This window comes from Lysobacter yangpyeongensis, assembly GCF_042655745.1.
GTDB classification, from domain to species: domain Bacteria; phylum Pseudomonadota; class Gammaproteobacteria; order Xanthomonadales; family Xanthomonadaceae; genus Agrilutibacter; species Agrilutibacter yangpyeongensis.
On record NZ_JBHSNM010000001.1, the window covers coordinates 859,501 to 872,624 of the forward strand.

The 13,124-nt window shown below is 67.7% G+C and carries 10 protein-coding genes; 1 reads left to right on the forward strand and 9 read right to left on the reverse strand.

Annotated features, from left to right (window positions below; genetic code table 11):
• Positions 1-119 precede the first annotated feature (119 nt).
• Positions 120-329: a hypervirulence associated TUDOR domain-containing protein gene (locus ACFPN1_RS03540; protein ID WP_386753043.1), complete on the forward strand. Its 210-nt coding sequence runs from the start codon at positions 120-122 to the stop codon at positions 327-329.
• 4 nt (positions 330-333) lie between these two features.
• Here the strand turns inward: ACFPN1_RS03540 and recJ are convergent, their stop codons facing one another.
• The 9 genes from recJ to dnaJ all read right to left on the reverse strand — a co-directional run bounded on the left by recJ (position 334) and on the right by dnaJ (position 13,061).
• Complete coding sequence (gene recJ, locus ACFPN1_RS03545) at positions 334-2,052, reverse strand: single-stranded-DNA-specific exonuclease RecJ (RefSeq protein WP_386753045.1); 1,719 nt, start codon at positions 2,050-2,052, stop codon at positions 334-336.
• Entirely contained in the window at positions 2,049-2,978 is a 930-nt protein-coding gene (locus ACFPN1_RS03550) for a phosphoglycerate mutase (RefSeq protein ID WP_386753047.1), read from the reverse strand. Before ACFPN1_RS03550 ends, recJ begins: the two co-directional genes overlap by 4 nt.
• A 7-nt stretch (positions 2,979-2,985) precedes the next feature.
• Positions 2,986-3,462, reverse strand: a complete 477-nt coding sequence (greA, locus tag ACFPN1_RS03555; RefSeq protein ID WP_386753049.1) for a transcription elongation factor GreA — start codon at positions 3,460-3,462, stop codon at positions 2,986-2,988.
• Positions 3,463-3,569: 107 nt separating this feature from the next.
• Positions 3,570-6,821, reverse strand: a complete 3,252-nt coding sequence (carB, locus tag ACFPN1_RS03560; protein ID WP_386753052.1) for a carbamoyl-phosphate synthase large subunit — start codon at positions 6,819-6,821, stop codon at positions 3,570-3,572.
• Positions 6,822-6,828: 7 nt separating this feature from the next.
• Positions 6,829-7,236 (reverse strand): DUF6973 domain-containing protein, encoded by a 408-nt coding sequence (locus ACFPN1_RS03565; protein WP_386754022.1) that lies wholly within the window; start codon positions 7,234-7,236, stop codon positions 6,829-6,831.
• A gap of 32 nt (positions 7,237-7,268) precedes the next feature.
• Complete coding sequence (gene carA / locus ACFPN1_RS03570; protein ID WP_386753054.1) at positions 7,269-8,393, reverse strand: glutamine-hydrolyzing carbamoyl-phosphate synthase small subunit; 1,125 nt, start codon at positions 8,391-8,393, stop codon at positions 7,269-7,271.
• Positions 8,394-8,606: 213 nt separating this feature from the next.
• Complete coding sequence (locus ACFPN1_RS03575) at positions 8,607-10,829, reverse strand: DUF1631 family protein (RefSeq protein WP_386753056.1); 2,223 nt, start codon at positions 10,827-10,829, stop codon at positions 8,607-8,609.
• A gap of 143 nt (positions 10,830-10,972) precedes the next feature.
• On the reverse strand, positions 10,973-11,683 hold the full coding sequence (dapB, locus tag ACFPN1_RS03580) for a 4-hydroxy-tetrahydrodipicolinate reductase (RefSeq protein ID WP_386753058.1): 711 nt from the start codon (positions 11,681-11,683) through the stop codon (positions 10,973-10,975).
• Positions 11,684-11,933: 250 nt separating this feature from the next.
• The gene (gene dnaJ, locus ACFPN1_RS03585; protein ID WP_386753060.1) at positions 11,934-13,061 is read right to left on the reverse strand and encodes a molecular chaperone DnaJ; all 1,128 of its coding nucleotides are present in this window, start codon (positions 13,059-13,061) and stop codon (positions 11,934-11,936) included.
• Positions 13,062-13,124 lie beyond the last annotated feature (63 nt).

Sequence of the window (13,124 nt, forward strand, 5' to 3'; positions counted from 1 at the left end):
GGCCGTGAATTCTAGCAGCGCGCCGGCCCGACACGCGATGCACAGGGCTTCACGACCGCCTGCCCGTCGCCGCCTAGACTGCCCCGGGGCGGACTGCCCGCACCGCCCGGGATCGAGCCATGAAGCGCTTCAGCGTCGGCGACCACGTCAGCTGGAACTCGGAGGCCGGCCGCGTCAGCGGACGCATCATCCGCGTCCACACCCGGGATTTCGACTACAAGGGCCACGCCCGGCACGCGACGCACGACGACCCGCAATACGAGATCCGCAGCGATCGCACCGAGCACGTCGCCGCGCACCGCGGGTCGGTGCTGACGAAGATCCACTGAAGGATCAGGCAGGCTCGCGGTGGACCACGACCAGCTGGACCGCGTCGCCACCCCGGTAATCGTCGGGCTCCAGCCGGTAGGCGATGCGGACGCGGCCGACGGGAGCCGTGCCCTCCCAACCGCCGAAATGGATGGCGTTCAGGCGCACGCCGGCGTGGGCGAGTTCCAGCTTGAGATGGCGCTCTCCCACCACGCGGGTGGTCACGATGTCGAACTCGCCATCGAACAGCGGCTCCGGGAACCCCTGCCCCCACGGGCCCGCATCGCGCAGCAGCTCCGCGTTGCGGCGGTCGAGTTCGCCGGCGCGCAGCTCCCCGTCGCTCACGATTTCCGCCTGCAGCAGTTCCGGCGTGAGCCAGCGCGCGGCGCAATCGCCGAATGCCTGCTCGAATGCGGGCAGCGCGGCCATCGGCAACGACAGGCCGGCCGCCATCGCATGTCCACCGAACCGTTCGATCAGTCCCGGATGCGACGCCGCGACTTCGGCCAGCGCATCACGCATGTGGAATCCCGCGATCGAGCGCGCGGAGCCGCGCAGCCGGTCGCTGCCCGGTTCGGCCGGCGCGAACGCGATGACCGGGCGGTGCAGGCGCTCCTTCATCTTCGACGCGACCAGTCCCACGACCCCGGGATGCCATTCGGCATCGAAGAAGCAGAACGCCGCGCGGCTCGAACCCGCTTCGTGCAACGACACGGCGGCCAGGGCCCGTTCCGCCTCGTCGGTCATCTGCTGCTGCACGGCACGACGCTCGCCGTTGATCTCGTTGAGGAGCGCGGCGATCTCGCGCGCCTGGGTGGCATCGTCGGTGACCAGGCATTCGATGCCCAGCGCCATGTCCTCCAGGCGCCCGGCCGCGTTGATGCGCGGGCCGATCGCATAGCCGATGTCCGCCGCGGTCAGGCGCGCGGCATCGCGCTGCGACACCTCGATCAACGCGCGCAGACCCGCGCATCCCTGCCCCGCGCGCAACCGCCGCAACCCGGCACCGACGAGGGCACGGTTGTTGGCATCCAGCGGAACGAGATCGGCGACGGTTCCGACCGCGACGAGGTCCAGCAGCTGCGACAGATCCGGCACGCCCGCGGGGAACCGTCCGGCCTCGCGCAGGTGCTTACGCAGCGCGAGCAGCACGTAGAACATCACGCCGACCCCGGCCAGCGCCTTGCTCGGAAAACGATCGCCCGGCTGGTTGGGGTCGACGATCGCGTCCGCGGCCGGCAGGGTGTTGCCCGGCAGATGGTGATCGGTCACGAGCACCTTCCAGCCGTGCTGCTTCGCCGCTGCGATGCCCGCATGGCAGGCGATGCCGTGGTCGACGGTCACCAGCAGTTCCGGCTCGAGACGCGCCAGTTCCTCGACCAGCGATGGCGACAGGCCGTAGCCATGCACGATCCGGTTGGGCACGGCATGCGACACGCGCGTGGCGCCGAGCATGCGCAATCCACGCACGCCGACCGCACAGGCGGTGGCGCCATCGCAATCGAAATCGCCGACGACGAGGATGTGCCGGTCGTGCGCCATCGCATCGGCCAGCAGCGCGACGGCGTCGTCGATCCCGGCGAGCAGGTCGGGCGGCAGCAGGTTCGCGAGCCGCGGCTGGGCCTGTTCGATCCCGACCGCACCGCGCGCGGCATACAGGCGCGCCAGCAACGGCGGGAATGCCTCGGGCCAGCCGCTGAGTTCGGGCGTCGCCCGCCGGACCAGTCGCGGTGCGGACTTCATGCGGCCAGCGAGCGCAGCGGACCGCGCCAGAAGCGCCAGCGCTGACCCGACCGCAGCGCGAAGCCGGCGCCGTCGGCAAAATCGAGCGTCATCGTATTGACGGCACCGGCACGCAGGTCGCGCAGCGCTGGCAGGAGCCAGTGCGACTGCACCAGCGCCAGGTCGCGGATGTGGCGCAGGTCGAACAGGCGCTCACCGCCGGCCGTTCCCCAGCGCGCCGGCACCGGCAGGCTGGATGCTCCGGCCGACGCAGCGAATGCCTGCACGGTGTCGTCGTCGCTGAAAATCGCCGTGTGCGCCGACACGACATGATCGGGCAAGGTGCCGGCGCCCCAGAACCACAGCGAGTTCACCGGCGGCTTGCCCGCGGCGATGCGCTGCGCATTGGCCGGATGGTTGTGCAGGACCACCTGCGCCTCGCTGAGCAATGCGCGCCAGCGCCGGCCTTCGGGGCCGTCGGGCAGATGTTCGAACAGATCGGATCCCAGCGCCTCGTCGGGACCATTGAACTTGGGCAGGCGTGCTTCGCGCGGCAGGCGCAGGTACCAGCGCGACGGCGTCGGCGCGTCGATGGGCATGCCGGCGTCGCCGAACAGCGGACGCAACGGACGCAACAGGTCCGCGGCTTCCTCGCGGGTCAGGGCCAGTGCATCACCGCAAGCCAGCAGACACGCGCCATTGATGTCGGGGCGCACGTACGCCGGATCGGCGCGAAGCCACGCGCCGATCGACGCATCGCCGGCATCGCGCTGCCGCGTCACTGCGGCCGCCGGCCAGCCTCGCGGGAGGATGTCGAAAATCCGTGCGCGCTGGTCGCCGTCGGCACTGTTGCGATCCGCGCGGCCCAGCGCTTTCGCCAGTTCGGCGTCCAAACGCTGGGCACCGAAACGTTCGCGCGTGGGCAGCAGGAACGTCGCCGAGGGCACGATCCGATCAGCCCTGGTAGCTGACGCCGATGATTTCGTACTCGCGTGTACCGCCGGGCGCTTCGATCGTGATGGTGTCGCCTTCGTGCTTGCCGATCAGCGCACGCGCGACGGGCGACGAGATCGCGATCAGCCCCTGCTTGATGTCCGCTTCCAGGTCACCGACGATCTGATAGGTCTTTTCCTCATCGGTCTCGGCATCGGCGAGTTCGACGGTCGCGCCGAATACCACGCGCGAACCCGCGTTGAGCGAGGACACGTCGATGATCTGGGCGTGCGACAGTTCGCTTTCGAGCTGCTTGATGCGGCCCTCGATGAAACCCTGCTGCTCGCGCGCGGCGGCGTATTCGGCGTTTTCCTTGAGGTCGCCGTGCGCGCGCGCTTCGGCGATCGCCTGGATCACCGCCGGCCGCTTGACCGACTTGAGTTCGTCCAGCTCGGCGCGCAGGCGTTGCGCACCTTTCATGGTGATGGGAGCTCGCATGTGTACTGTTCCGGTGCCGGCCGCCTGTCGCGGCGCTTCTGAAGCGGATTCTGTCTCAGATCGCGGGAATCGTCATCCCGGCGCGGACCGGGATGACGCCGACAACATCAGGCGGAGGCGTTCACTTCCGCGTGAAGTTCCTGCAGGGACCACACCGGCCCCTGGCCACGGAACTCCAGCGAGTTCACCAGCGCGCGCGCACCCGACACGGTCGTGGAATAGGTCACGCGCTGCTGCAGTGCTTCGCGGCGGATGGAAAACGAGTCGTTGATCGCCTGGCGGCCTTCGGTCGTGTTGATGATGTACACGATCTCGCCGTTCTTGATCAGGTCGACGATGTGCGGGCGGCCTTCCAGCACCTTGTTGATGCGCTCGCATTCCAGGCCGTTGGCGACCAGGAACTGGTGGGTACCGGACGTGGCGACCAGCGAATACCCGCGCTTGACGAGGTCCTGCGCCACCGGCAGCACGCGCTGCTTGTCGGGGTCGCGCACCGAGACGAACACCTTGCCCGACGCCGGCAGCGCCTTGATGCCGCCCGCTTCCTGCGCGCGCGCCATCGCCGCGCCGAAGTTGCGACCGACGCCCATGACTTCGCCGGTCGAGCGCATTTCCGGGCCGAGGATCGGGTCGACGCCCTGGAACTTGGCGAAGGGGAAGATCGCTTCCTTCACCGAGTAGTACTCGGGAATGATTTCCTTCGTCGCGCCCTGCTCCGCCAGCGTCTGGCCAACCATGCAACGCGCCGCGATCTTCGCCAGCGGCATGCCGGTGGCCTTGGACACGAACGGCACGGTACGCGACGCGCGCGGGTTCACCTCGATTAGGTAGACCGTGTCCTTGCCCTCCTCGTCGAAGGTGACGGCGAACTGTGTGTTCATCAGGCCGACGACGTTCAGCGCCTTGGCCAGTGCGACCACCTGCTGGCGCAGCTTGTCCTGCACTTCCTTGCTCAGCGAATACGGCGGTAGCGAGCAAGAGGAGTCGCCGGAATGCACACCGGCCTCCTCGATGTGCTCCATCACGCCGCCGATCAGCACGTTGCCGTCCTTGTCGGCGATGACGTCGACGTCGCATTCCACGGCGTTGTCGAGGAAGCGGTCGAGCAGCACCGGCGAATCGTTGGAAACCTTTACCGCATCGCGGATGTAACGCGTCAGGTCGGCGTCGGTATGCACGATCTCCATCGCGCGTCCGCCAAGCACGTAGCTGGGGCGCACGACCAGCGGATAGCCGATCTGCGAAGCCAGCAGCAGCGCCTCTTCGGGGTTGCGCGCGGTGCGGTTGAGCGGCTGCGCCAGGCCCAGGTCCTGCACCAGCTTCTGGAAGCGCTCGCGGTCCTCCGCCAGGTCGATCGAATCCGGAGAGGTGCCGACGATCGGCACGCCGTTGGCCTCGAGCGCGCGGGCCAGCTTCAGCGGCGTCTGCCCACCGTACTGGACGATCACGCCCTCGGGCTTCTCGAGGTCGCAGATCTCCAGCACGTCTTCCAGCGTGAGCGGCTCGAAGTACAGGCGGTCGGAGGTGTCGTAGTCGGTCGACACGGTCTCCGGGTTGCAGTTGACCATGATGGTTTCATAGCCATCCTCGCGCAGCGCCAGCGCGGCGTGCACGCAACAGTAGTCGAACTCGATGCCCTGGCCGATGCGGTTGGGGCCACCGCCGAGGACGACGATCTTCCTGCGATCGGTCGGCTGCGCTTCGCACTCGTCCTCGTAGGTCGAGTACAGGTAGGCGGTGCTGGTGGCGAATTCGGCCGCGCACGAGTCGACGCGCTTGTAGACCGGGCGCACCTTGAGCGCGCGGCGCAGCGTGCGCACGGCGGCCTCGTCAGTGCCGCACAGCTGCGCCAGGCGGGCATCGGAGAAGCCCATGCGCTTGAGCGCGCGCATGCGCTTCGCGTCCAGCGAAGCCAGGCCTCCGGTCGCGACTTCCTTCTCGCAGGCGATGATTTCCTCGATCTGGTCGAGGAACCACGGGTCGACGAACGACAGCGCGTGCACGTCCTCCACGCTCATGCCCGCACGGAACGCGTCGCCGATATGGAACATGCGTTCCGGGCCGGGCTCCTTCAGTTCGCGCTTGAGCGTGGTCAGTCCGTCTTCGCTTTCCAGGTCGAGGCCGGTGGGGTCGAGGCCGACCTTGCCGGTTTCGAGACCGCGCAAGGCCTTCTGCAGTGACTCCTGGAAGGTGCGGCCCATGGCCATCACCTCGCCCACCGATTTCATCTGCGTGGTGAGGCGCGCGTCGGCCTGCGGGAACTTCTCGAAGGCGAAGCGCGGGATCTTGGTGACGACGTAGTCGATGGTCGGTTCGAACGAGGCGGGAGTCTTGCCGCCGGTGATCTCGTTGCGCAGTTCGTCCAGCGTGTAGCCCACGGCCAGCTTCGCGGCGATCTTGGCGATCGGGAACCCGGTGGCCTTGGACGCCAGCGCCGAGGAGCGCGACACGCGCGGGTTCATCTCGATCACGACCACGCGGCCGTTCTTCGCGTTGATGCCGAACTGCACGTTCGACCCGCCGGTATCCACGCCGATCTTGCGCAGCACGGCGATCGAGGCGTCGCGCAGGCGCTGGTACTCCTTGTCGGTCAGGGTCTGCGCCGGGGCGACGGTGATCGAGTCGCCGGTGTGCACGCCCATCGCGTCGAAGTTCTCGATCGAGCAGACGATGATGCAGTTGTCCGCCTTGTCGCGGACCACTTCCATTTCGAACTCCTTCCAGCCCAGCACCGATTCCTCGACCAGGATCTCGTGCACGGGCGAGAGCTCGAGGCCGCGCTTGGCGATCTCCTCGAACTCCTCCTTGTTGTAGGCGATGCCACCGCCGGTGCCGCCAAGCGTGAAGCTCGGGCGGATGATGGTCGGGTAGCCGACCTTGGCCTGGATCTCGACGGCCTGTTCGAAGGTCTTGGCGACTTCCGCCTTCGGACACTCCAGGCCGATCTCCTTCATGGCGACGCGGAACAGCTCGCGGTCTTCGGCCATGCGGATCGCTTCGCGCGAGGCGCCGATCAGTTCGACGCCGTACTTCTCCAGCACGCCGTTGTCGGCGAGATCGAGCGCGCAGTTCAGCGCGGTCTGCCCGCCCATGGTCGGCAGCAGTGCGTCGGGCTTCTCCTTGGCGATGATCTTCTCGACCGTCTGCCAGTTGATCGGCTCGATGTACACGGCGTCGGCCATGTCCGGGTCGGTCATGATCGTCGCGGGATTGCTGTTCACCAGCACCACGCGATAGCCCTCGTCGCGCAGGGCCTTGCATGCCTGGGCGCCGGAGTAGTCGAACTCACAGGCCTGGCCGATCACGATCGGGCCGGCGCCGATGATCATTACGGTCTTGATGTCGGTGCGCTTGGGCATGGCTTCCTCAGTAAAGTCGGTCCTGCCATGCGCTGGGCGCACGCCAGGTAATCTGGTCGGGCGATCGGGCGTCGATCGCACCGTTCTTCACCGCAGCAAGCACCGCCTGCTGCATCGCGTCCCAGCTTGGGGCGTTCGCGCCGATGCGCGCGCCGAGCCGGTTGTTGTGCGCGTCCATGGCACGCGCCGGATTTCCTTCACCGCCCCGCTCCATCACCGCCGTCACCCAGTCGACGCAGGTCGGCGACAAGGTGTAGGAGACGATCGCGCTGGCGAGCGAGTGGCGATAGGCATCGGCCGGGCCGTTGCGGCCGCCCGGCAGATCGGCCTTGAACCACTGCGCATACGTCGCACCCAGCACGAAGGCCGGATAGGCGCCAAGCAACACCGCGACAACGAACAACCGGCGCCACAGGCGCTTGCGGGGGGGCGTGGCGACGACGTCCTTCACTTCGCCTGTTGCATCGAGGCGACGAAGCGGTCGAACAGCGGACCCACGTCGTGCGGGCCCGGGCTCGCTTCCGGATGTCCCTGGAAGCTGAAAGCCGGCGCATCGGTGAGTTCGATGCCCTGGTTGCTGTTGTCGAACAGCGAGCGATGGGTCACACGCACGTTCGCAGGCAGCGTCGATTCGTCGACCGCGAAACCGTGGTTCTGCGAGGTGATCATCACCCGGCCGCCGGACAGGTCCTGCACCGGATGGTTCGCGCCGTGGTGGCCGAACTTCATCTTCATCGTCTTCGCGCCGCTGGCCAGGCCGAGCAGCTGGTGGCCGAGGCAGATGCCGAAGGTCGGGATCTTGCGGCCGATGAATTCCTTGATCGCGTCGATGGCGTAGTCGCATGGCTCCGGGTCGCCGGGACCGTTGGAGAGGAACACGCCGTCGGGATTCATCGCCAGCACCTGCTCGGCCGGCGTTTGCGCAGGAACGACGCTCACGCGGCAGCCGCGCTCGGCGAGCATGCGCAGGATGTTGTGCTTCACGCCGAAATCGTAGGCGACGACATGGAACTTCGGATCGGCGTGCACGAACACGTTGTTGTCGAGGTCGAGCTGCCCGTCGTTCCATTCATACGCGGTCGGCGTGGTCACGACCTTCGCCAGGTCCATGCCCTTGAGGCCGGGGAACTTGCGCGCGGCTTCGAGCGCGGCGTCGATGTTGATCTCGCCCGCCATCAGCGCACCGTTCTGTGCACCGGTATCGCGCAGCAGGCGCGTCAGCTTGCGGGTGTCGATGTCGGCGATCGCGACGATGCCGCGCCTGGCCAGCCACTCGGGCATCGAGACCTGGCTGCGCCAGTTGCTCGGGCGGCGCGGCACGTTGCGAACGATCAGGCCGGAAGCCCACACCTGGCGGGCTTCGTCATCCTGTTCGGTCATGCCGGTGTTGCCGACGTGCGGGTAGGTCAGCGTGACGATCTGGCGCGCGTAGGACGGGTCCGTGAGGATTTCCTGGTAGCCGGTGATGGCGGTGTTGAACACCACCTCGCCGACCGAAAGGCCGGGCGCGCCTGCGGAAATGCCCTCGAAGATCGTTCCGTCTTCGAGCGCAAGGATTGCGGGTTGGGTCACGGGGATCGCCTTGGCAGCTGGGGGGACTGATCCCACAGGGTCGGCAACCGGCCTGGCGTCGCTTTCGGCGAAATCGCAAAACTCAGGTTGCAGCAAACCGCGGACTCGGGTCAGTACCGGTCCGACGGGCGGGGTTCAGGCGAGCGGGAATTGTAGCGGCGCAGGCGCGAATGCGCCAGCGCGGATTTCACCGCGCCGGGCGACGCTGCGGGTTCAGGCCGTCGCGCTTTCGGAGGCCGGGCCCGCCGGCGTCGCGCCGTCGCCCGCCGGAACCGTTGCCTTCAGCTTGCCCATCACCTGATGCATGGCATCGTCGAAAGCCGTGTCGCCCTCGCGCAACTGCAGGCGGCCAAGTTGCGCCATCGCGGCCAGCTCCTCCGCGGAAGCCACGAGCACGCGGATGCCGCGCCGGTTCACGAAGAGCAGGCGCGAGGAAATGGGGCTGATCCAGGACACCTTGGCCGGCTCCACCCGACCGCTCTCGCTCGTGAGCTGCACCCAGGTGCCGACCTCGAGGGCGCGCATGCGCTCGGCCAGTGCCGGATCGAACTCGAGCCCGTCCTTGCCGGCGACCACATGGAGTCCGGCGGCATCGGGAGCGGGTTCCGGTGCCGGCGGCACCGGAGAGACAGGCAGTTGTTCGGCAATCGCCGAAACGTCCTCGCCCGCCGAGACGCGCTGGAGGGTGCGCTCGATCGTCGCCAGGACCTCGTCGGCCGCCTGGCCGGTAATGCCCGAGCTCTCCAGGATCGACACCATCACTGGCTTGGGCAACTCGGGCAGGCGGTCGAACGGCACGCCCAGCTCGGCGTGGTCGAAACCGACCAGCAGCGACGTGACCGCGTTGATTGCGTCCGAGTAACGGGGCGAATCCTTGCCCTCGCGCAGCACCACCTGGGTCAGGTGGTGGGCGGTGTACTGGTTGATGAAGGCATCGAATGCGGGCGGCAGTTCGCGCGTATCGCGGCTGATCGCCAGGTCGACCGACACGCCTTCGCGTGCCTGTTCCAGCCGCTCCTTGCCTCGCTGGGCTTCAGCCGCACGCCGCTCGGTGACTTCGATGCGCTTGCGGTGTTGCTCGAGGAAACCGCGCAGTTCGTGCTCGAGCGTCTCGAAGATCGCGATGTCTTCGTTGAATTCGGCCACCAGGCGTTCGATCGTCCCGTCGACGCGCGCCATCAGCTCGCGTTCCTGCGGGCTCTCTCCGCGATTGCCCTCGCTGGCTTCGGCCACGACGTTGAGCAGACGGCGCGCCGGGTGCGCCTTGTACAGGAACAACCGACGGTCCTTGACCGCGACCTTGATGTACGGGACCAGCAGGCGATTGATTTTGCTGCGGACGTCCGCTTCGAAATGGCGTTCGTCCAGCAGGACGTCGAACAGCATGCCGACCAGGTCCACGGCATCTTCGTCGACGTTCGACAGCTTGAGGTTCTCCCCGCCCATGCCGAGCTGGCGGGCGCTGGACAACAGCTCCCTACGCAGCTGTTCCGCGAGCGGAATGCGCGAATCCACGCTGCCCGGTTCGAAACGCTTGGCCGGTTCGCGCTGTAGCCGCGACAGCACCGTCATCATGTCCGACGTACTCATGCTCGGACCGACGTCGGCCACGCGCGCCGGATGCATGGCCTGGCGCCAGCTCTGCAACAGCCCCAGCAGGCTCGAGAACATCGCCTGATCGCCCGGGCCGGTCATGCCGAACTGCGTCGCCACAGCGTTGGCGACCGCCACGGTGTCGGGGTCCGCGGCCGGCACTTCGGAGGGCTGGTTGGGGTGCGGGAGCGGTTCGGCGCGCTTGGTCGGCTTGATGTGCGGCAGGATGCCCGCCGCGGCCAGGCCCGAATTCAGGCGGTCGTAGAGCGGCGCAAGTGCCGTGGACAGGTCGCGCTCGAAGTACTTGTAGATGATGATGCGGACGCTGGTGCTGACATCGAGCGCGATGAGCGCGCTGCCCAGCGATTCGGCAAGGAATTTGGGGCCGACCGGGTTGTCGCTCGCCATCAGCACGGGCCGCTCCGTCAGCGCGGCCAGGCGCTTGTCGAGCAGTTCCAGCGCGGGGGCGTGGTAGCGGCCGAGACCGTCGACCACCTGCTCGGTGGCCAGTTGCTCTTCCAGCGCCTCGTCGGTCACGAGGCTCAGCGACGCGGCATCGACTGCACGCGCCAGCATCGGCGCTTCCTGCAGCTTGCGGAATCCCCCGGTGAGCAGCTGGTCGAAGCGCTGCGCGATCTGTCCGCGCGCCCGGCGCAGGTCGCGCAGGGCGGTCAGTTCCGCGCCCGCGCCATTGCTGCTGCTGTCGAACAGATAGTCGTCCGCCCGGCGCAGGATGCGCTCGAGCGCGAGCCCCAGCTGTTCCTGGCTGATCCGCTGCATCGCCGCAAGCAGCAGCTGTGGATCTCGGCTTCCTGCCGGGAATGAATCTCCCTGCATCGTCATGCAACTTCCCCCGGTTCAGCCGACATCCTATCGACCCGAGCAGACGGCATGGTGACGCAGTTCATGAAGCCGCCCTCCTTCTCTCATCGGCGGGCAATCCGAATTCTGGAACGTGCGATCCGTCACATATCGGACGGATACGGCTAGTCGAGCAGATCGCGCAGGCGATAGCGCCCCGCGGGCCGCCCCGTCAGGCGCGACGCCGCGTGAAGGGCCCCGCGGGCGAAGATATCGCGGCTGGTCGCCCGGTGGACGAGCTCGACCCGCTCGCCCAGGGCGGCAAACTGGACCAGGTGCTCGCCGACGATGTCGCCGGCGCGGATCGAGGCGTACCGCGGCTGCGCCCCACCCCGCTCCGCCGACGCCCCCAGGGCGAGCGCCGTGCCCGATGGAGCGTCTTTCTTGTGGACATGATGCGACTCGACGATGTCGCAATCCCAGCCCGCCAGCGCGGATGCCGCCCGTTCGACCAGGTCGTTGAGAACGGCGACGCCGAGGCTGTAGTTCGCCGACCAGACCACCGGGATCTCCGTGGCCGCCGAGGCGAGCGCGTCCTGCTGCGCCGCCGACAGACCGGTCGTGCCGGAAACCAGGCCCGCGCGGCGCGACAGGCACGCGGCAAGGATGCCGTCGAACCCTTCGGGCAGGCTGAAGTCGATGGCGACGTCGAACTCCGGCACGCCGGAGAGTTCGTTCGCGGCGAACCGGGGCACGCCGTCGATCACGCGCGACTCGACCTTGCGCGAAACCGCGGCAATCACTTCGAGGTCGGTGCGCTCGCTGGCCAGTCGCAACAGCGCCTGGCCCATGCGACCGGAGGCGCCGTGGATGAGGATGCGAATGGGGGCGTTCATGTGCGCAGGCTAGCGGTTCGCGCGCGCCCTGCCCAGACGGAAGCGGCGCGATGACGGATGCGACTGGCGACACCCGATGCCGCAACTTCGCCCCGCTCTCGATCGACGCGATCGACGCCTTCGGCGGTTCCGATCGATCCCGGGATCCGCAACCGCCCCGACTTTTCATCGAAACGCAGTCGCAGGGCCGTTGCCCGCGCCCGGCAACCGGTCCGGCGTCGACGTCGGCGTCGACGTCGACGTCGTCGCCCTACGACGTCATGCGATCCCAGAACCCCTTCACGCCGTCGATGAAGGTCGACGAGCGCGGCGAATGCTTGCGGGCGCCTTCGCCGACGAAGGTCGCTTCGAACTTTTCGAGCAATTCGCGCTGTTCGATAGTGAGGTTCACCGGGGTCTCGACCACGACCCGGCAGTAGAGATCACCCGGAGCGCGGCTGCGCACGGATTTCACGCCGCGATCGCGCAGGCGGAACTGCCTGCCCGTCTGGGTCTCCGCGGGAATGCGCAATTCGACTTCACCTTCCAGCGTGGGGACGCGAACGATGTCACCCAGCGCCGCCTGCGAGATGCGGATCGGCACATCGCAGTGCAGGTCGTCGCCGTCGCGCTCGAAGATGTCGTGCGGGCGTACGCGCACCTCGACGTAGAGGTCGCCCGGAGGCGAACCGGCCGGACCGGCTTCGCCCTCGCCGGCCAGGCGGATGCGGTCGCCGTTGTCGACGCCGGCGGGAATCTTGACCTGCAGGCGCTTGGTCCGCTCGACGCGGCCCTGGCCGTGGCAATCCGCGCAGGGACTGGTCACGACCCGACCGCGGCCACCGCAATGCGGGCAGGTCTGCTGCATCGAGAAGATGCCGCGCTGGAAGCGCACCTGACCACGGCCGTGGCAGGTGCCGCAATTCTCGAGCTTGCCGTCCGACGATCCGGTGCCCTTGCAGGTGTCGCACTCGTCGAGCGTGGGGATTTCGATCTGCTTCTCGATCCCGCCGACGGCTTCCTCCAGCGACAGCTCCATCACGTAGCCGATGTCGGCGCCGCGACGCGGCCCGCGCGCACCGGCACCGCCGCCGAAGATGTTGCCGAAGATGTCCCCGAAAATATCGCCCATGTCGGCGTACGCGCCGGCTCCGGCGCCGCCGCCCATGCCGTGTTCGAAGGCGGCATGGCCGTGCTGGTCGTACATGCGGCGCTTGGCCGCATCCGACAGCACTTCATAGGCTTCCTTGCATTCCTTGAACGACGCTTCGGCCGCGTGGTCGCCGGGATTGCGGTCCGGGTGGTACTTCATCGCGCAACGACGGTAGGCCTTCTTGAGGTCTTCCTCGCTGGCGTCACGGGCCACGCCCAGGACTTCGTAGTAGTCGCGCTTACTCATTGGAGCCGGGAATAGGGAATCGGGAAAAGGGAATCGTCAGAAAGCAGCGGGATCGTCTTTCGA